This is a genomic window from Pseudomonas sp. A0308, from assembly GCF_044218815.1.
Lineage (GTDB): Bacteria > Pseudomonadota > Gammaproteobacteria > Pseudomonadales > Pseudomonadaceae > Aquipseudomonas > Aquipseudomonas iridis.
The window spans coordinates 1,447,959-1,467,845 of sequence record NZ_CP162581.1; the positions used below are offsets into that span (position 1 = coordinate 1,447,959).

Sequence of the window (19,887 nt, forward strand, 5' to 3'; positions counted from 1 at the left end):
AGGAAGATACCTATGGCCAAGCCGCCCAGGAAAACCAGCGTAACCACGACACCGCCCACATCTCCAGCCTCAAGGCCGGTTGCGGGTGCGGAAGTAATCCCCGCTCCGATCACAATCTCTCACGTCGTGGGCGCCGCTCATGCCCACAGTTCGACATCCTCCGCACCGCCGACTTCTACCTCTTCTGGCGGAGCGAACGTGCAATCGGCCGTCGTCGTTACGGCCATTGCGGACCCGTCGCGCGCCCGAACGCTGGGCGCCATCAGCGCCACTAACTGGCCGAAGGACAAAATCCATGAGCTGCGACCCGTGTCGAGCGACAGTGGCCTGTTCGAAGGTTTCGACGGGCAGATTTACGCGTTCGTCGGCGACCGCGATTACATGTGGGTCGAGCGCCGCGCAAATGGCGAATATCGAAGTCCTTTGGTGACGCGGCCGGGCGCAGAATTGAGTTTCAGAAAACTCGAAGGTGAAGCCCGCTGGCATGCCGATTGGCTGCCTTCGCAGCCGGTACCCGACCCAGATGTGACGCGCAACGACGCCCGGCCCAAGCCTCTCGGGTTCATACCGCCATTTCTGGCGGCCACCCTGACCTCCCGCGAACACTCGGCGCAGGGCTTGCGTTACGACGCTGCCAACCGGCCCTATGTCGATACACTCGAAGGCACCATCATGATTCATCGTCATCCGAATGGAAGCTATCAACAGAAATCCGCTGACCGCTTCATCCCGACGGGCCCGATGGTGGAGCAAATGGCGGGGCAGAAAATCTGGCGGTTCGTTCAGAGCGCCGAAGAGGGTCAGGCATCGAATCAACATTCGGCCAGTACTGATGGCGCCAGCGTTGACGCCATTGCTCAACCGGGCACGCGCCCCCACGTGGCAGAACGGCCACAGCCGCTGGCGAATGAACAATGGATAAACTGGGGCAAGGAAAACAAGCCGGAAAACGGTGAATCCATTGCCATCAACGGCCGCCACTACCCTATCGTGCCGGTAGGCAACCAGACGAACGACGCCACACGCGTGTACTTTCTCAGCCATCCGGATTTTTCGCCGAGCCATTTCGAGACGTTCGAGCGCATGCTGCGCGAGGCGCCGGCCCTTCAACCCGTGCCGATCTGGCGTAGCACCGATACGCCATTGAAGGTACGCGTCGGCGAGACATCGTTCACCCAGCCCCTGACGCAATCGGTCAGGGACATGTTCAGCGAGTTTTCCGATATCACTGCCCGAGCCGTCGCCAGAATGTTGTTCGAGCGTGCCGACAACTCGCGCACGATCACCTCCGCCGGTCTGTTGAAGCTGCAGTGGATAACCGATCAATGGCGGCGCAAGCCACTGGGTGCGGCTTCGTCGTTCGCTGATCCGGTGGACATGCTGCCAGTGGCGCCACGGGCGCAAATTGGTGGCCGAACCACCGTCCTGCTGCCGCCCGAGGTGGACGGCCCGCTGCAACGCCTGACATTCGACCCGCTGCGTTTCCACGAGGAGTGGACCAAATACCGCAGCAATTCGACGTTTGCCGGCCTCAGGTTGCTGGTCAGCGGGGTGCTCAGACGCTGCGGCTACGAAGTGGCGCCCTTCACCCGCTTTCAGGATTGGTCGTCGCTGGTTTTCCAGGGCAGCAACCGGGACAAGGTCTATTTCATGAAGGTGGGACAAGTCACCGGCAACGCTTTTGCGCTGGGCCATTCCCCGGAAGCGGAATTCGCTGACCCGCATCTGCGGGCAAGGATTGGCGACCCCGCCTATACCGCCCTTATGCAAGCCAGGACGGAGGACAAAATCGTCTGGCTGCAGGGCGGTGTCCTCAGTGACGGACTAGGCCGCTACTGTGTGTTCATCATCAGAGAGGCGTGACGTCAGCCCTGACACGGGGAGGCGCAGACGTGACGATTTTTGAGGACGATATATAGATACCGCCAGTGAAAAAACCGCTTCGAAGATGATGGGATTTCAATCATCAGCGGTACATAACCATGGCCAAACCTCCACGCAAAATCCCCTCTTCTTCGACCTCCCCGGACGGCTCCACGTTGCCCACCCGCTCGACTGCCGCGCAAGGCCCCGATGCCATTGCAGCCGTGAGCGGGCCGGGATCAAGCAGGCAAACCCGAACCCCCGGCACCGATGAGCACGCGGTCGAAGCCACCGCCAGTGAAACCCCTCGGGAAAGCGCCGTTGTCGTCAATCCGCTCCCTGGGGCAACGCCCGAGCGAGTGGCGGCAGCCATGGCCATGATTACGCTGCGCCCGGAGCAGGTGGCCACGTTGCGCACCATTGACAACGAACCGGGGCTGTTCACGAGCGAGGACGCAAGAACGTATGCCCACCTTGGCGAAGGCACCTACTTTCTGGCAGAGCGCAACGCGGTCGGCGAGTATCAGGTGCCTTTACTCGCCACCCCGCATTTGCCCGGCCCGACGCTCAGAAGAATCGACGGGCAGGCGCTGTGGCGCATTGAGGCTCCAGACTGGATGCGCGCCCCACCCTCTGACTCATCGCCCTCGGCTGGCGCGCCTGCCAGGCCTGCCACGCCGCTGTTCCTTTCACGGCAAATGGCTGAGACGTTGACCCATCCGGATGACTCGAGCCAGGGACTTCGCTTTGACCGAAAAAAACGTACGTACGTCGACATGCAAGACCCGCAACCGGCAGATTCAAACCTGAGCAATACGGTGCAGGTGCGCAGAAATTCCGATGGCATCTATCAACAATGCCATGCGGGAGAGCGCACGCCCTCGGGGCCGCTGGTCGAACAGATTCCAGGCACCCGACTCTGGCGAGAAATTCCCCGGGCGACGACAGCCGAACAGGCGCACTCGCGGCCAGACGTCGATCAGCGCGCTGTCAGGCCTGACTCGCCGGAACCGGGCCCGAGCAAGCGTCCCCGGCTGGAGGCTGAAGAGCGACTCACCCCGGATACGGACCTGTTCGCTGACCGTCTGTTGCTCGATGCCAGCGGCGCATTGAACCTGTCCACCGGCTACTGGCGCAACTGGGGCAAACCGCAAAAACCGGCGGATGCCTCAATAGAAATAGCCGGGCTTCATTATCCGATCGTGCCGCAGCCGCTGCAGGCCAATCCACGTCTGGTCTATTTGCAAAACCCACGATTTGCGCCAGGTCGTTTTGACGCATTTGAGCGAATGCTGGTGGAAGAACCTGCGCTGCAACCGATATGGGCCGTCAAGCGCGAGAGTGGCTGGGCCGTGATGGAAAATCGCATGCCGTTCGCAACACCGCTGACGCAGCAAGTCGCCAACTCGTTCAATTACATGGCGCCCGACTCGGCGAGCGCCATTGCCCGGGAAGTATTTGGCCGGGCAGCCTATCAAAGGGCAATTGACGGCAACGGACTGGCGCGCCTCAATCAGACTTTCCGGCATTGGAGCGACAGGGCCAAAACCTTTTCACCCCGTCGCGATCTGAGCGATCCACTGATGATGCTGCCAACGCTGCCCACCACATTTGGCGCGACCGCACCTCACTGGAGGATCCAACTCCCGACCCGCACTGCCGACGAGTTCCAGCGCCTGAACTTTGACCCCTCGCGCCTGCCCGAGTGGAGCGCCTATCTGGCGGCCCCTGACAGCGCCAGCCTGCAGACCCTGTTCAAAACCGTCCTGCAGCACAATGGCTACAGCCTGTATGCCAGCAGTCGGGCACTCAACGAGAACGCCGTGGTGTTTCACCGTGAAGGACTCGATGCCGTGTTTGTGCTGAAAATTCCGGATGATCCGCACAACCTGTTGCACCGTGCCACGCTGCCGGGGTTCGAGATTGCCAACCCGCAATTTCGCGCCGTAGTGGGCGAGACGGCGTACCTGAGGCTGCTTACGCTAGTCAGCGAGATGAAAATCATCTACCTGGTGGGTGGCATTGAACTGACGGGTATGTCGCCCGCGCTCTATATCGTGCGTGAAAGTTGACTCCCTCACTTAAACAAGCTTGGTAAACACTGAATCAGAGATAACTGGAGCAGCCTTATGCTGCTCCAATTGGCATGCCTTTTAATAAATAACCGACAGCAGTTTGCCGCAATGGACGGTAACTTCCCGCCGATATACACCTGAAAAACTTGCAATTAGCATGGCGGCGCACATTCAACGCAACTGAACAAGGAAGTTCAAATGACTGGCCCCGTGAAACATCCGTTTCCAATGCAGGATGCTGTGGTTGTTACAGAGCTTGGCGATCATGCCAACCCCTATACGGAATCAACGATTGATTTTGACCGTGACAACGCCACTGACAACGAGACATCCCATACCCAACGCAAGCCCAATCAATTAAAAGACCTCGACGCTTTATTCGGTCCGATGAAAATTGGCGCCTACTCGATCACACGAAGATCACTCGATGCCCTCGGCGCCACGGTTAACGGCGAACCGCTGACAGGCGATAACACGCTGTTTCGTAACCCCCGCCGCTCTTTCATCAATTCGCTGCAATTCAATTACAGCGAAATCGAAAAACGCATCAAGATCACCTCCTTCGGCGACAACTACCTGCTTCCAACCTTTCTCTACGAAATGGCGATCGCACGCCCCGCCGATGCGCTTGCGATCATCAGGGAAGAAGCCAATCCACCGCTGGACGAAAGTGGCTATCGCAAAAAAACCATCCAGCTTTTGAATGCAGCCCAGAAGATCGATCTGCGCCTGATCAGTGACGGCAAGGCCAACTACCCCCGCTGGGCGCTGATCAGACAATACGGCACCCTCGGCGCGAGCGTCGGCCTGCAACTGTTCGGCATATTGATGGGCCTGCGCGGAGTCCACGACGCCCTCCAGGTCAACAATGGCGGCGAGGCCATTTTCAATGGCCTGGGGGTGGTGACGGAAGGTGCTTCGATCGCTTTCGACGTGGCCACGACGCGCATCGGCAAGGGCATGATCGAAGCCGGCAACAATGCTTTCAAGGACTTCGCCAAAACCCGGGCGGGACTCAGATGGTCGCGCACCGGCGGGATCGTCGGGGGGGCACTGACCTTGCCTTTCGACATCATGAGTGCGGTGAGGGAGTTGAAGGCTGCCGAGGCTCGATCCGGAAAAGAGGCGGCAGACCACTATGTAGGCGCCGGTTTGAACATTGCCAGTGCCGCGATGACGGTAGTCCTGGGGTCCGCGGCCATGGCCGGGTTTTCGTTCGCCGGCCCGGTCGGCCTGGCTGCCGGCGCGATGATGGCCATCGGCGCGCAGATCTACGGCGCGGTGCGCCTGGTCGATGACATCGATGACTACATTGAACTCACACTGGAGGAGCGCTGGCGTACCGGCTGGTTCAAGTTCGTATTCATGGAGCCCGACCAGGACATTCTCAATCGCTATGAAAGCGCCAAGGCTCGGGCCGAACATGCTCGCCAATTGAAAACAACGGCCAGGAAATACCTCGACGAGACCATGAAAGACACCACGGAGGCGGTGGTTAACGGTGCATTCGAGGTCACGCTGCTTCCCCGGCGCGAGTACGTCACACAGTGGGGTCTGAAAACCTCGAAAATCGTCTACATCCCGCACCTCAGCGATGCAGACGATCTGATAGACGCGCGGGATGGCGTCACCACGCAAACACCCGGCGCCGAACTGGGCAGCGCCGACAACGGCAAAAACATTTTATGGCTGCTGGGCGGCGGGAATGACACGGTCACAGGCGTGGAAAACAAACCCAATGTTTTCTACTTCACGAACGGCAAGAAAGTCCTCACCGGGGGCGTCGAGAATGACCGGTTCATTATGCAGAACGCGGCCCAGGTGCTCGACAACCCTGACCCCGACGATACCCGGCATTCCATCCTCAGAGGGGGTGGCGGTCGCAATTCGCTGGAGTTCGACGGTACGCAGACATCGCAGGCTGGCGGCCGCGGCTATGACCTGGACCTGTCCGCCGGGACCTTGCATGTCTTCACCCCGGATGCCGCGTCCGAAGAGGGCAACAGGTACTCCTTCAAAGCGCTGCTGGAGCGTATCAACGAGATTCATACACTGAGCAACGGCACGACGATCGTTACCGGCTCTAAGGACGCCGATATCATTGTGTCGCGAGGCAAGGATACGATCCACGCAGGCGACGGTGACGACACGATCCATCTGCACAAGGAAGGCGCCGCAGCCTTCGGCGGGTCGGGACAGGATATCTACAACCTCCCGCAAACCGCCAACAACCTGTCAATTACAGAAGACGGTGTTGAAGAAAGCGCGATCGTTCTCGACTGGAGAATGGATCTCATCGAAACATGGCGAATCGTCAAAACCACGCTCGAGATCACATTGAAGTTCGACTTTGATGACGCTCGTCGCAGCAAGCTGTACATCCACGATGTGTACCGACAGACAGATGGCGTGCGAGTGTTGATCAATAACAGAATTACCGTTGTCACTCGGGACAGGTTCCACCTCAAACCCGATCTGCCTGAACAAATTACTGAAGCCACATCCGTTGAGATCAAGGCAATCGTCACCCGTGAAGGTGGGCAGGAACCTGTCACCATTCTCGATGCACGGTTGGCCCACAATGTCCCGGCCAATACATTCACCGATTATTACGTCCAGCGTCATACCCGGCACAGTTCAATCATTTCCGGCCAAAGCGCGGCCCTTTACGGTTCGCGTATATTTCTCGATTTCGACAGTAGTGAATTGACCTCGGTGAACATCTTTTTCGACACAGAGATCGACTGGGAACATTCATCGCCGAGTGACAAGATCAACATCACCTGCAGTTACTATTTCCATTTCGAAGATAAAGTTCTGGAGATCAGCAAGTTTGCCACTCACAAGGCCATGACGCTGGAAGACGCGCTGCAGAAGATCGTGAATAACCAGATCAACCATGGCTACTCTCTCGTCTTCAGGGACGGCAAGGTTCATACCGTCACCCTGACCAAGGAGATGGCTGCGGCGCCGAGAACCGACTTGTATCGTCTCGCACGCAACTCGCGCTCCTTCGCCCCCGTTGCCCTGCCATTGAAGATGAAACCCGACAACTACTTCTTCCGGCTGCCTGAACAGGCACCTTATGAACTCGGCGACAGAAACTCTTGCAGCCTGTTGACCTACATTCCTGGCCAATCGCGTATCACCAGCATCGAGGGCAGCGGGGGAACCTACCTGGTGCATCTGTGCGAAAAAATGATATTCCGCCTGTCCACTCCCGGTGGCCTCGCGAATGCCGTCCACAGGCTGGACTATTCATCCACGTGGGAGCTCGATGCCCGGGAGCTCGGCAAGTTCACCATCGAGTTGCTTGGAACGCGCTTGTATCTGGGCTCAACCACCATTCATGTGCCCGAATACAGCGGCGAAGACCTCGTGGACCAGATCTTCGTCATCGACGCCCACGGGATTATTTATACCGTCGACCTGATCTTTGACATGGTGTATCCCGGTGGTCTGGACGGGAGATATTTCGAGCCGCCCAAAGATGACCAATCACCCTGGCCGGAGGCATTCGCCGGGATTGCCGACAAGGAAATGCGCGTCAGCCACATGATCATGGCCGATGGCAGCGCAGGCCACTTGAAGTACAACCTGGCGCAACGCAAATGGACCTTGAGCAGCGACCCGTCTCGCGACATCAGCTATTCAGATTTGCTTGTGCTCAATCGCTGCGAGCACCAACTGGCGAAGGCATGAGCGCTTTGCCCGGTCTGAGCCTTGAGCGCGCGCGACCGAACATGGCAGGCCGATTCGCAGACGAAAAAAAGCCCGCAGTGTGAGCGGGCGAAAGACCAAAGAAGCTATATGCGCAGTCGCTTCCCGGCAGGGGCAGCCGCTTGGGGGTCAGCTGCCCCGATACGTGGAGTAGCTGTAAGGCGAGATCAGCAATGGAACGTGGTAGTGATCCTGTTCGGCAGAGATGCCGAACCGCAGCACTACCACATCCAGAAACGCCGGCTCCGGCAGTTGCACACCACGGGCGCGGTAGTAATCGCCAGCGTGGAACTGAACCTGATAAACCCCGGTACGGTAGTCATCGCCCTGCAACAGCGGCGCATCGACCCGGCCATCGCTGTTGGTTGTCGCGCTGGCGACCAATTCCAGCTGCGAACCTTCAACGCGGTATAACTCGACCTTGATCGAGCTGCCCGGGCAACCGTGTGCAGCGTCCAAAACGTGTGTAGTCAAACGTCCCATTGATTCTGCGCGCCTGCCTGCATGGAGCAGTCAGACTTCGCGCCTCCCGAAGTCAGTTGAAAAGGAGACCGCACCGATTCGGAGCACGAAAAGCTGCGGCGAGCGACTGATTAAGACACTTTTCAAAAAAATTGTACACAATAAAAACGACATTTTTTGCTTCGTCCCCGCCATCCGGGGCTTTTCTCCCGGTCTACCCCGCAAGCGCATGAACATTGCACCTTACATCCATTAACTGACTAGTCAGGCAGGTTTCTTGCAGGCTCACGCCAATAGCAGCAAAAGATGACAGTCGGTGAAAAATGCGAAAATTCAGGCTTACAAAGTGCGATTAAAGTTGTATACAATCAGCCCATCGCTGTGACGCCAGCCTGCAATCTCATCGCCAGGCAGCCACGTAATCCCGACTTTGAATAAGTCATGAACAAGAAGGAAGACTGCAGTGAGCGCTGACTACCCACGCGACCTGATCGGTTACGGCAGTAACCCTCCTCACCCACACTGGCCGGGCAATGCCCGTGTAGCCCTGTCTTTCGTGCTCAATTACGAAGAAGGCGGCGAGCGCAATATTCTGCACGGTGACAAAGAATCCGAAGCGTTCCTCTCTGAAATGGTTGCCGCCCAGCCGCTGCAAGGCGAGCGCAACATGAGCATGGAATCGCTTTACGAGTATGGCAGCCGTGCGGGCGTCTGGCGGATCCTCAAGCTGTTCAAGGAATTCGATATTCCGCTGACCATCTTCGCCGTCGCGATGGCCGCCCAGCGCCATCCGGACGTGATCCGCGCGATGGTCGAGGCCGGTCACGAGATCTGCAGCCACGGCTACCGCTGGATCGACTACCAGTACATGGACGAGGCGCAGGAACGCGAGCACATGCTCGAAGCCATCCGCATCCTCACCGAACTCACCGGCGAGCGCCCGTTGGGCTGGTACACCGGTCGCACCGGCCCGAATACTCGTCGCCTGGTCATGGAAGAAGGTGGTTTCCTTTACGACTGCGACACCTACGACGACGACCTGCCCTACTGGGAGCCGAACAACCCGACCGGCAAGCCGCACCTGGTGATCCCGTACACGCTGGACACCAACGACATGCGCTTCACTCAGGTGCAGGGTTTCAACAAGGGCGACGACTTCTTCGAATACCTCAAAGACGCGTTCGACGTGCTCTACGCCGAAGGTGCCGAAGCGCCGAAGATGCTCTCGATCGGTCTGCACTGCCGCCTCATCGGCCGTCCGGGTCGCATCGCTTCGCTCAAGCGCTTTATCGAATACGCCAAAAGTCATGAACAGGTGTGGTTCAGCCGTCGCGTCGACATCGCGCGTCACTGGCACGAAACCCACCCGCACCAAGGGGCCGCCAAATGAGCCGCTTTCAAACCCTTCAACCGTCGACCCTGAGCCGCGACGCCTTCGTCAAAGCCTTCGCCGACATCTACGAGCATTCGCCATGGGTGGCCGAGAAGGCCTACGACCTGGGCGCAGACGCTTCGATCGACGAGATCGAAACCCTGCACCAGCGCATGAGCGACATCCTGTTGAGCGCCGATCACGCCAGTCAACTGGCACTGATCAACGCTCACCCGGACCTGGCCGGCAAAGCCGCCGTCCAGGGCGAACTGACCGAAGCCAGCACCAATGAACAGGCTGGCGCCGGTATTCACCAATGCACGGCCGAAGAGTTCCAGCGCTTCACCGAGCTGAACGACGCCTACAAAGCCAAGTTCAAGTTTCCCTTCATCATGGCGGTAAAAGGCAGCAACCGGCATCAGATCCTCGCGGCGTTCGAAACGCGCATTCACAATTCGGCGGATACCGAATTCAAATGCGCGCTGGCGGAGATCAACAAGATCGCCCTGTTCCGTTTACTGACCCTCTAGCGAAGCCTGACCCGAGCATGTCAGACGCGGAGAATGCCCAGGGTCTTGCAAGCATCCCCAGCCAACTTATTTAAAGGCAGACAAGAAGAATGAAAGCTTACGCCGTACCTTTCGAGAAGTTCGTCAACCTGGCCGATGCCCGTCTGGGCACCAAAATCATCTCGGTCACCGATGACTGGTTCGCAGACGCCAATCGTCTGTTCCAACCGACCCCGGCCGTATGGAAGGAGGGCGTGTTCGATGACAACGGCAAGTGGATGGACGGCTGGGAGTCGCGCCGCAAGCGCTTCGAAGGCTTCGACAGCGCCGTGATCCGCCTGGGCGTTCCGGGTTCGATCAAAGGCGTGGACATCGACACTTCATTCTTCACCGGCAACTACCCGCCATCGGCCTCTCTGGAAGCGTGCTTCCTGGCGTCGGGCGAGCCTGATGAAAACACTCAGTGGACTGAAGTGCTGTCGGCCGTCGAGCTGCAGGGCAACAGCCACCACTACCACGAAATCAGCAACGACAAAGCGTTCAGCCACCTGCGCTTCAACATCTACCCGGACGGCGGTGTTGCCCGTCTGCGCGTGTACGGTGTGCCGCATCGCGACTGGTCGGCCGTTGGCGACAATGAGCAAATCGACCTGGCAGCCGCCCTTAACGGTGGTCGCGCCCTCGCCTGCTCCGACGAACACTTCGGCCGCATGAGCAACATCCTCAACCCGGGCCGTGGCATCAACATGGGCGACGGCTGGGAAACTGCACGTCGTCGCACGCCGGGCAATGACTGGGTGATCGTCGCACTGGGCCACCCGGGCGAGATCGAAAAAATCATCGTCGACACCCTGCACTTCAAGGGCAACTACCCGGACACCTGCTCGATTCAGGGCGCGTTCGTCAAGGGCGGTACTGACAGCCAGATCGAAACCCAGTCGCTGTTCTGGCGCGATCTGCTGCCAAGCCAGAAACTGGAAATGCACGCCGAACACACCTTCGTCGAGCAGATCAAGGCACTGGGCCCGATCACCCACATCCGCCTGAACGTGTTCCCGGATGGTGGTGTGAGTCGCCTGCGCGTTTTGGGCAAGGTCGCTAGATAAGGTTGAACCCATTCGCGAGCACGTCGAATCGTCGCACCGTCGCACCCACAGGGGATTGCATTCCAAATGTGGGAGCGAGCCTGCTCGCGAAGGCATCAAAACAGTCAACACAGAATTCGGATAAGAAGAACAGCATGCGCACACTGACGATTGAACCGCTGAGCAAAGAAGCCTTCGCCCCTTTCGGTGACGTGATCGAAACCGACGGCAGCGATCACTTCATGATCAACAACGGTTCGACCATGCGCTTCCATAAACTGGCGACGGTCGAAACCGCTCAGCCGGAGGACAACGCGATCATCAGTATCTTCCGCGCCGACGCGCAGGACATGCCGCTGACCGTTTGCATGCTGGAACGCCATCCGCTGGGCAGCCAGGCTTTCATTCCGCTGCTCGGCAACCCCTTTCTGATCGTGGTCGCGCCACTTGGCGATGAACCTGTATCAGGCTTGGTCCGCGCCTTCGTCACCAACGGCAGGCAGGGCATTAATTACCATCGCGGCGTTTGGCACCATCCGGTGCTGACGATCGAAAAGCGGGATGACTTCCTGGTGGTTGATCGCAGTGGCACAGGCAATAACTGCGATGAGCATTTTTTCAAAGAGGATGAGCGTTTGATCCTCGCCCCCCACCAATAAGAGAAGGTCTGATCACTCGACAACAGAGTGACAGGCGAGAGGTAAAGACTGTGGAAGCACATCTGTTGGAATGGCTGAACCTGAGCGTGCGCTGGGTTCACATGATTACTGGCGTGGCCTGGATCGGTGCGTCGTTCTATTTCGTCTGGCTGGAGAACAACCTCAACCGCATCAACCCGAAAACCGGTCTGGCCGGTGATCTGTGGGCGATCCACGGTGGCGGCATCTATCACCTGGAAAAATACAAACTGGCTCCCCCGACCATGCCGGACAACCTGCACTGGTTCAAATGGGAAGCCTACTTCACCTGGCTGTCGGGGATCGCGCTGCTGTGCGTAGTCTTTTACTACAACCCGACGCTGTACCTGCTGGCACCGGGCAGCAGCCTGACCGGCCCTGAAGGCGTTGCACTGGGCATTGGCTCTCTGTTCGTCGGCTGGTTCGTCTACTCCTTCCTTTGCGACTCGGCGCTGGGCAAACGCCCTGCCCTGCTCGGCTTCATCCTGTTCGTGCTGATCATCGGCGCGGCATATGGCTTCAGCAAGGTGTTCAGCGGTCGTGGTGCGTACCTGCATGTTGGCGCGATCATCGGCACCATCATGGTCGGTAACGTGTTCCGCATCATCATGCCGGCGCAACGGGCATTGGTAGCGGCGATTGCCGAGAACCGCACGCCGGATCCGGCGCTGCCGGCCAAAGGCCTGCTGCGTTCGCGTCACAACAACTACTTCACCCTGCCAGTGCTGTTCATCATGATCAGCAACCACTTCCCGAGCACGTATGGCAGCCAGTACAACTGGTTGATCCTGGCCGGAATCGCGGTGTTTGCAGTGTTGGTGCGTCACTACTTCAACACCCGTCACGACAGCCACAAGTTCGCCTGGACGCTGCCTGTTGCAGCGGTGGGCATGATCACTCTGGCGTACGTCACCGGCCCTGCGCCGATGTCGACCGCACCGGAAGTGGCCAAGGCTCCAGCGAAAATCGAGTACCAGCCATTGCCGGAAACTGCAGTGGGCGGTGGCTTGAAACCGGCTGAAGCGGCGCAACCTGCTGCACCTGCCGAACCTGCAGCAGCACCAGCGCAAGCCTCCAACGCCGGCCCAGGCTTCGACAAAGTGCACAACGTGATTCAAGAGCGTTGCACAGTTTGTCACTCGGCCAAACCAACCAGCCCGTTGTTCAGCGCAGCTCCGGCCGGTGTGATGCTCGACACCCCTGAGCAGATCCGCCAGAACGCGGCGCGGATCCAGGCGCAGGCCATCACCACGCAGATCATGCCACTGGGCAACATCACACAGATGACCCAGCAGGAACGTGACCTGATCGGTGCATGGATCGCCCAGGGAGCCCAGACCAACTAAGTAACAAAGCTTCGCGAGCAGGTTCGCTCCCACAGAGATCGCGCATTTCCTGTGGGAGCGAGCCTGCTCGCGAATCGCCTTAGCGCAGTTTTACCTGATGCAAAGAAACAGCTGTGAGCCACCCGGCAGCTGTTAATCACAAGAATAAAAAGATCCGAGGTGTTGCATGTCCGAGCTGTCCAAAGCGCGCATCCCCGACGCACCCGCCATTCAGCGTTTGCCCCTTTTGCAACTGATTCTGGTCGGTTTGCAACATGTTCTGCTGATGTACGGTGGTGCCATTGCGGTGCCGCTGATCATTGGACAGGCCGCTGGCCTGAGTCGTGAAGAAATCGCCTTCCTGATCAACGCCGACCTGCTGGTCGCTGGTATCGCCACCATCGTGCAGTCGCTCGGTATCGGCCCGATGGGCATTCGCATGCCGGTGATGATGGGCGCCAGTTTTGCCGCTGTCGGCAGCATGGTCGCCATGGCCGGCATGCCCGGTATCGGTCTGCAAGGCATCTTCGGTGCGACGATCGCCGCCGGATTCTTCGGCATGATCATCGCGCCGTTCATGTCCAAGGTCGTGCGCTTCTTCCCGCCGCTGGTGACGGGCACCGTCATCACCTCGATCGGTTTGTCGCTGTTCCCCGTGGCCGTGAACTGGGCCGGTGGCGGCGTTGATGCCGAACAATTCGGTTCACCGATTTATCTGGCCATTGCCGCACTGGTGCTGGCCACCATCCTGCTGGTCCACCGTTTCATGCGCGGTTTCTGGGTGAACATCTCCGTGTTGATCGGCATGTGCCTGGGCTACGTGCTTTGCGGCGCGATCGGCATGGTCGACCTCAGCGGCATGGCCGCTGCGCCGTGGGTTCAGTTCGTCACTCCGCTGCATTTCGGCATGCCGAAGTTCGAACTCGCACCGATCCTGTCGATGTGTCTGGTGGTGGTGATCATCTTCGTGGAGTCCACCGGGATGTTCCTCGCGCTGGGCAAAATCACCGGCCAGGAAGTCTGCCCGCGCATGCTGCGTCGCGGTTTGCTGTGCGATGCTGGCGCCTCGTTCTTCGCCGGTTTCTTCAACACCTTCACCCACTCCTCCTTCGCGCAGAACATCGGCCTGGTGCAGATGACCGGCGTGCGCTGCCGTTCGGTGACCATCGTTGCCGGCGGCTTGCTGATCGTCCTGAGCCTGCTGCCCAAAGCCGCGTTCCTGGTGGCATCGATTCCTTCAGCGGTACTCGGCGGCGCAGCGATTGCGATGTTCGGCATGGTCGCCGCGACCGGGATCAAGATCCTTCAGGAAGCCGATATCGGTGACCGGCGCAATCAGTTGCTGGTGGCGGTGAGCATCGGCATGGGCCTGATCCCGGTGGTGCGGCCGGAGTTTTTCGCACATCTGCCGATGTGGATGAGCCCGATCACCCACAGCGGCATCGCCATGGCAACGCTCAGCGCGCTGACGCTGAATCTGCTGTTCAACATTCTTGGCGGCGCCGAGCGCGCCGCGATCAACGACTGCCACGCGCACCCGCATTAACAGCAACACCGATAGCCCCTTGTGGGAGCGAGCCTGCTCGCGAAGACGTCATCAGCTTCAACACTCTCGTTGACTGATACACCGCTTTCGCGAGCAGGCTCGCTCCCACAGGGAAAGCAGCTCTGCGCCTGAAAAATAAAAACAAGAGGGAGCAACAGATGATTCGCACGCAATCGAGTTTGCTATTGAGCGGCGGCCTGCTCGCCGCATCCCAGGCCATGGCCGGCGATTTACTGCTCTGGCAGACCAACAGCCTCAGCTACCTGTACGGCAAGAATTTCGCGATCAACCCGTCGATCCAGCAGACGGTGACCTTCGAGCACGCCGACAAGTGGAAGTACGGCGACAACTTTCTGTTCGTCGACAAGATCTTCTACAACGGCCAGGAAGACCGCAACAAAGGCCCGCACACCTTCTACGGTGAATTCACCCCGCGCTTCTCGTTCGGCAAGATCTTCGACCAGAAAATCGAGTTCGGCCCGATCAAGGACGTGCTGCTGGCGATGACCTACGAGTACGGCGAAGGTGAAAGCGAGGCCTACCTGATCGGCCCCGGCTTCGACCTCAAAGTGCCTGGCTTCAATTACGTCACCCTGAACATCTTCCGCCGCCAGACCGAAGGCCCACGCCCCGGCGATGGCGTCTGGCAGATCACGCCCGGCTGGTCCTACAGCATTGCGGTGGGCAATTCCGACCTGCTGATCGATGGTTATCTGGATTGGGTGGTCGACAACGACGAGAACTCGCGCGGCACCTACCACGCCAATCTGCACATCAATACGCAGATCAAATATGACCTGGGCAAAGCCCTGGGCTGGAGTCAGAAGCAGCTGTATGTCGGCACCGAATACAGCTACTGGAAGAACAAGTACGGCGTCGAAAACAGCCATAACTTCGACACCAATCAGAACACCGCCAGCCTGCTGGTGAAGGTGCACTTCTAAGATGGCCCGCAACCGTGCCCCATGCCTGTCGTCGGTGCTCTGTTGCGGGGCACTTGAGGCGAGGCCTGCGAGTCAGTATTCTCCGCGGCCTCTTGAATTCGGTCTAAAAAAAAGCCCGAATTTAATTCCTGACCAGCGGGCCAACTTATCCCGGCCCCGGTCAGTACCGAGGCACTCCGAAAACACGCTCAATCGACTGTTTTTCAGCAGCCGACGGGCGTTTTTTTGCTTTTCGAAAAGCCTTGGCTCAGCTCTTGCTAACAGCAAACAAGCTGACCGATCGGATGACTTTTTGCAGCGACGAAAAAAGGCGCCACACCAGAGCGCCGATCAAAAAAATAAACGTGGAACACCTACTTTGGGAGCAACCGAATGAAACGTATGTGCACCAGCCTGATGCTTGCGGGATCCTTGCTGGCCGGGGGGCAGGCCATGGCCGAAGGCCTCTTGCAATGGCAGGACAACAGCCTGACTTACCTCTATGGCAAGGACTTCCAGGTCAACCCGCGCATCCAGCAAACCGTCACCTTTGAACACGCTGACGGATGGAAGTACGGGGACAACTTCTTCTTCCTCGACAAGATCTTCTACAACGGTGAAAAGGACTTCAATAACGGTCCGAACACCTACTACGGCGAGTTCCAGCCACGCATCTCGCTGGGCAAGGTTCTCGACCAGAAGATCGAGTTCGGCCCGATCAAAGATGTCCTGCTGGCGATGACTTACGAGTTCGGCGAAGGTGACACCGAGTCCTACCTGATCGGTCCGGGCTTCGACCTGGCCATCCCGGGCTTCGACTACTTCCAGCTGAACTTCTACCAGCGTCACACCGAAGGCTCGCGCGCCGGTGACAACGTCTGGCAGATCACCCCGGTGTGGTCCTACACCGTGCCGGTGGGCAATTCGAATATCCTGATCGACGGCTACATGGACTGGGTGACCGACAACGATTCCAACTCAAAAGGCGACTACCACGCCAACCTGCACTTCAACCCACAGGTCAAATACGACTTGGGCAAGGCGCTGAGTTATGGCGAGAAGCAGTTGTATGTGGGTGTTGAATACGATTACTGGAAAGACAAGTACGGGATCGACGACACCGGTGCGTTCAAGACCAATCAGAGCGTGACCAACTTCCTGGTGAAGTTCCACTTCTGATAAAGATCAAAAGATCGCAGGCTGCGCCAGCTCCTACAGGGGACCGCATTCCCCTGTAGGAGCTGGCCAAGGCTGCGATCTTTTGCTTTAAAGCATCGCTGGCAAGCCAGCGATTGCCGCACCACCGGGTTCAGGCTGGAACCACCGCTTCGGACAGCCCCAGAAACCGGCACAGCGCCTCACGCTTGGCCAACGCATCCCGCCGCCCCAGATCAATCAGCTCGCTGCAATACCCCGCCTCGAACAGCAGGTAACTCAACACCCCTGCCCCACTCGTCCTGGTCGCACCCGGTCCACGCAAGAACAACCGCAACGCCGCCGGCAATTCCTGGCGATGCCGCGCCGCGATCTCATCGATCGGCTGACTTGGCGAAATCACCAGCACCTCCACTGGCGCCACGCCCAATGCGCGGGTCGGCGTGCCATCGGGCATCAAATGGCTGAACTGGTTCAAGCGCTGAAGCAACTCGATGTCGCTCTCCAGACTGTCAATGAACGTGCTGTTGAGCATGTGCCCGCCGATCTGCGCCAGCGTCGGCTGCTGACCGGTGTAGGTGCGTTCCAGCGGCTGCTGCGGATCAACCCCGCGCGGGTTGCCGCTGACGCCCACCACCAGCACGCGAGTCGCGCCCAGGTGCAGCGCCGGGCTGATCGGCGCCGATTGGCGGACCGCGCCGTCACCGAAATACTCCTCGCCGATCTTCACCGGCGCGAACAGCAACGGAATCGCCGAACTGGCCAACAGATGCTCCACCGACAACTGCGTCGGCACGCCAATGCGCCGATGACGCAGCCACGCATCGATCACGCCGCCGCCCTGATAGAACGTCACCGCTTGCCCCGATTCGTAGCCGAACGCAGTCACCGCCACGGCGCGCAATTGCTTTTGAGCGATGGATTCGGCAATGCCGGGCAGGTGCAGCTTTTCATTGAGCAGATCGCGCAGTGGCGAACTGTTGAGCAGCGCCACCGGCATCTGTCGACCGATGCCGAGCAAACTATGGCTGACAAACCGACTGGCCTGATGGATCACGCCAGGCCAGTCACTGCGCAGCACGCGATGGCTGCGAAAGCCCTGCCAGAACAGTGTGAGGCGTTCGATGGCGGCGCGAAAATCGGTGGCGCCGCTGGCAAGGCTGACCGCATTGATCGCCCCGGCCGAGGTGCCGACGATCACTGGAAAAGGGTTGTCCGCGCCCAATGGCAGCAACTCTGCAATCGCCGCCAACACCCCTACCTGATAGGCCGCCCGAGCCCCGCCGCCGGAAAGAATCAAACCTGTGACCGGTTCAGCAGGGCTCATCGCAACACTCCATGGTGCTTAAGGGGATGGGTCAATCAACCGCGTTTGGCATACAACTTCGGCTCGCCCGGCGGACGGCTCTTGAAGCGGCGATGCGCCCACAGGTATTGCTCGGGGCAGGCCCGCAGCGCGCTCTCGACCCACTGATTGATGCGGATGCAGTCGGCCTCTTCGGTCTCACCGGGGAAACCTTCCAGTGGCGGATGGATGACCATGCGGTAACCGCTGCCGTCGGCCAGGCGCTCCTGAGTGAACGGCACCACCAACGCCTTGCCCAACCGTGCAAACTTGCTGGTCGCGGTCACGGTGGCGGCCTGAATGCCGAACAACGGCACGAAGATGCTCTGCTTGGCGCCGTAGTCCTGATCCGGTGCGTACCAGATCGCCCGACCTGAGCGCAGCAACTTGAGCATGCCGCGCACGTCGTCGCGCTCCACCGCCAGCGAATCGAGATTGTGCCGCTCGCGCCCACGACGCTGAACAAAATCGAACAGCGGATTCTTGTGTTCGCGGTACATGCCGTCGATGGTGTGTTGCTGGCCGAGCAGCGCCGCGCCGATTTCCAGGGTGGTGAAGTGCGCCGCCATCAGGATCACGCCTTTACCTTCGCGCTGAGCCTGCTGCAAATGCTCAAGACCTTCGATGTGCGCCAGTTTTGCCAGGCGCTCGCGGGACCACCACCAGCTCATCGCCATTTCAAAAAAAGCGATACCGGTTGAGGCAAAGTTTTCCTTGAGCAGACGCTTGCGCTCGGCGGCGGACTTTTCCGGGAAGCACAGTTCCAGATTGCGTTTGGCGATGCGCCGCCGGTCGCCGGCCACGCGATACATCAACGCGCCCAAAACTCGACCGATGGTCAGCAGTGCCGGATACGGCAACTGCACAATCAGCCACAAAAGCCCCAGACCGCACCAGAGCGGCCAGAAGCGTGGAGCAAGAAATGCTTTTCGAAAACGCGGGCGATCCATTAAAGCTTCCGTAAATACAGTGGCCGCGCATTCTACATCGTTCGACCCGGCTTGCGGCTCGCGGGCGTTCTCGTTATAAGTCTCGGCACTTTTAGTGACAAGCCGTTGTATGCCGATATGAGCCAAATCCAATCGCCAGACCAAGATCCCGTGTTCCAGTTGAAGGGCAGCATGCTGGCCATTACCGTGCTGGAGCTGTCCCGCAACGATCTCGAAAGCCTTGATCGGCAACTGGCCGCCAAAGTCGCACAGGCGCCAAATTTTTTCAGCAATGCACCGCTGGTCCTGGCGCTGGACAAACTGCCGCCCGGTGAAGGCGCCGTCGATCTGCCAGGGCTGATGCGCATATGCCGTCAACATGGCCTGCGCACCCTGGCGATTCGCGCCAGCCGCATCGAAGACATCGCCGCCGCCATCGCCATCGACATCCCGGTGCTGCCGCCGTCCGGCGCCCGTGAACGACCGCTGGAAACCCCGGAAGTCGAAGTCAAAAAGAAGCCGGAAAAACCGCCAGAGCCGACCATCAAACCGACCCGTGTCATCACGACGCCAGTGCGTGGTGGCCAACAGATATATGCCCAGGGTGGCGATCTGGTTGTGGTTTCGTCGGTCAGTCCGGGCGCGGAACTTCTCGCCGATGGCAACATCCATGTATACGGCCCAATGCGTGGCCGGGCGCTGGCCGGCGTGAAGGGCGATACCAAGGCACGGATTTTCTGTCAGCAATTGAGCGCTGAACTGATCTCCATCGCCGGTCATTACAAGGTTTCCGAAGATTTGCGTCGCGACCCCATGTGGGGCTCGGGCGTACAGGTCAGCCTGTCGGGCGACGTGTTGAACATCATTCGGCTTTAACGGATACTGCCGCATTTTCCAAGCA

At 59.1% G+C, this 19,887-nt stretch carries 15 protein-coding genes; 12 read left to right on the top strand and 3 right to left on the bottom strand.

All coding sequences use genetic code 11. The features are described from left to right. The first annotated feature begins 198 nt into the window (after positions 1–198). The 3 genes from AB4P92_RS06765 to AB4P92_RS06775 all read left to right on the top strand — a co-directional run bounded on the left by AB4P92_RS06765 (position 199) and on the right by AB4P92_RS06775 (position 7,640). Complete coding sequence (locus tag AB4P92_RS06765; RefSeq protein WP_395599168.1) at positions 199–1,863, top strand: hypothetical protein; 1,665 nt, start codon at positions 199–201, stop codon at positions 1,861–1,863. Between the two features lie 119 nt (positions 1,864–1,982). Beyond that, entirely contained in the window at positions 1,983–3,935 is a 1,953-nt protein-coding gene (locus AB4P92_RS06770; protein WP_261737246.1) for a hypothetical protein, read from the top strand. A gap of 201 nt (positions 3,936–4,136) precedes the next feature. Next, a complete protein-coding gene (locus AB4P92_RS06775; RefSeq protein WP_395599169.1) occupies positions 4,137–7,640 on the top strand; it encodes a calcium-binding protein in 3,504 nt (1,167 codons plus the stop codon). 147 nt (positions 7,641–7,787) lie between these two features. Here AB4P92_RS06775 and uraH read toward each other — a convergent pair whose 3' ends face one another. Further along, positions 7,788–8,141, bottom strand: a complete 354-nt coding sequence (gene uraH, locus AB4P92_RS06780) for a hydroxyisourate hydrolase (RefSeq protein ID WP_042558430.1) — start codon at positions 8,139–8,141, stop codon at positions 7,788–7,790. A 442-nt stretch (positions 8,142–8,583) separates the two neighbouring features. Between uraH and puuE the strand changes: the two genes are divergently transcribed. The 8 genes from puuE (at position 8,584) to AB4P92_RS06820 (ending at position 16,736) form a co-directional block, all read left to right on the top strand. Continuing rightward, entirely contained in the window at positions 8,584–9,510 is a 927-nt protein-coding gene (gene puuE / locus AB4P92_RS06785) for an allantoinase PuuE (RefSeq protein ID WP_047300354.1), read from the top strand. After that, positions 9,507–10,022, top strand: a complete 516-nt coding sequence (gene uraD / locus AB4P92_RS06790; RefSeq protein WP_042558427.1) for a 2-oxo-4-hydroxy-4-carboxy-5-ureidoimidazoline decarboxylase — start codon at positions 9,507–9,509, stop codon at positions 10,020–10,022. The genes puuE and uraD overlap by 4 nt, the downstream gene beginning before the upstream one ends. Positions 10,023–10,111: 89 nt before the next feature. Next, positions 10,112–11,107: an allantoicase gene (gene alc, locus AB4P92_RS06795; RefSeq protein WP_395599170.1), complete on the top strand. Its 996-nt coding sequence runs from the start codon at positions 10,112–10,114 to the stop codon at positions 11,105–11,107. A gap of 134 nt (positions 11,108–11,241) precedes the next feature. After that, positions 11,242–11,745, top strand: coding sequence for an ureidoglycolate lyase (locus AB4P92_RS06800; protein ID WP_042558425.1), 504 nt, complete (start codon positions 11,242–11,244; stop codon positions 11,743–11,745). A 50-nt stretch (positions 11,746–11,795) separates the two neighbouring features. Next, positions 11,796–13,109 (top strand): urate hydroxylase PuuD, encoded by a 1,314-nt coding sequence (locus tag AB4P92_RS06805; RefSeq protein WP_210705868.1) that lies wholly within the window; start codon positions 11,796–11,798, stop codon positions 13,107–13,109. Positions 13,110–13,275: 166 nt separating this feature from the next. Further along, positions 13,276–14,634 carry a nucleobase:cation symporter-2 family protein gene (locus AB4P92_RS06810; protein WP_115148220.1) on the top strand — a complete coding sequence of 453 codons (1,359 nt, stop codon included), beginning with the start codon at positions 13,276–13,278 and terminating at the stop codon, positions 14,632–14,634. A 158-nt stretch (positions 14,635–14,792) separates the two neighbouring features. Continuing rightward, positions 14,793–15,578 (top strand): outer membrane protein OmpK, encoded by a 786-nt coding sequence (locus AB4P92_RS06815; protein ID WP_395599171.1) that lies wholly within the window; start codon positions 14,793–14,795, stop codon positions 15,576–15,578. 372 nt (positions 15,579–15,950) lie between these two features. After that, positions 15,951–16,736 (top strand): outer membrane protein OmpK, encoded by a 786-nt coding sequence (locus AB4P92_RS06820; RefSeq protein WP_042558422.1) that lies wholly within the window; start codon positions 15,951–15,953, stop codon positions 16,734–16,736. A gap of 130 nt (positions 16,737–16,866) precedes the next feature. Here the strand turns inward: AB4P92_RS06820 and AB4P92_RS06825 are convergent, their stop codons facing one another. Next, entirely contained in the window at positions 16,867–18,039 is a 1,173-nt protein-coding gene (locus AB4P92_RS06825) for a patatin-like phospholipase family protein (protein WP_395599172.1), read from the bottom strand. A 35-nt stretch (positions 18,040–18,074) separates the two neighbouring features. Then, on the bottom strand, positions 18,075–19,007 hold the full coding sequence (locus tag AB4P92_RS06830) for a lipid A biosynthesis lauroyl acyltransferase (RefSeq protein WP_042558420.1): 933 nt from the start codon (positions 19,005–19,007) through the stop codon (positions 18,075–18,077). 117 nt (positions 19,008–19,124) lie between these two features. Between AB4P92_RS06830 and minC the strand changes: the two genes are divergently transcribed. Continuing rightward, entirely contained in the window at positions 19,125–19,862 is a 738-nt protein-coding gene (gene minC / locus AB4P92_RS06835) for a septum site-determining protein MinC (protein WP_042558419.1), read from the top strand. The last annotated feature ends 25 nt before the right edge of the window (positions 19,863–19,887 follow it).

Coding starts and splice junctions, on each gene's coding strand:
- AB4P92_RS06770 (WP_261737246.1), top strand. CDS start 1,983: ATGGCCAAACCTCCACGCAAAATCCCCTCTTCTTCGACCTCCCCGGAC.
- AB4P92_RS06775 (WP_395599169.1), top strand. CDS start 4,137: ATGACTGGCCCCGTGAAACATCCGTTTCCAATGCAGGATGCTGTGGTT.
- uraH (WP_042558430.1), bottom strand. CDS start 8,141: ATGGGACGTTTGACTACACACGTTTTGGACGCTGCACACGGTTGCCCG.
- uraD (WP_042558427.1), top strand. CDS start 9,507: ATGAGCCGCTTTCAAACCCTTCAACCGTCGACCCTGAGCCGCGACGCC.
- alc (WP_395599170.1), top strand. CDS start 10,112: ATGAAAGCTTACGCCGTACCTTTCGAGAAGTTCGTCAACCTGGCCGAT.
- AB4P92_RS06800 (WP_042558425.1), top strand. CDS start 11,242: ATGCGCACACTGACGATTGAACCGCTGAGCAAAGAAGCCTTCGCCCCT.
- AB4P92_RS06810 (WP_115148220.1), top strand. CDS start 13,276: ATGTCCGAGCTGTCCAAAGCGCGCATCCCCGACGCACCCGCCATTCAG.
- AB4P92_RS06815 (WP_395599171.1), top strand. CDS start 14,793: ATGATTCGCACGCAATCGAGTTTGCTATTGAGCGGCGGCCTGCTCGCC.
- AB4P92_RS06820 (WP_042558422.1), top strand. CDS start 15,951: ATGAAACGTATGTGCACCAGCCTGATGCTTGCGGGATCCTTGCTGGCC.
- AB4P92_RS06825 (WP_395599172.1), bottom strand. CDS start 18,039: ATGAGCCCTGCTGAACCGGTCACAGGTTTGATTCTTTCCGGCGGCGGG.
- AB4P92_RS06830 (WP_042558420.1), bottom strand. CDS start 19,007: ATGGATCGCCCGCGTTTTCGAAAAGCATTTCTTGCTCCACGCTTCTGG.
- minC (WP_042558419.1), top strand. CDS start 19,125: ATGAGCCAAATCCAATCGCCAGACCAAGATCCCGTGTTCCAGTTGAAG.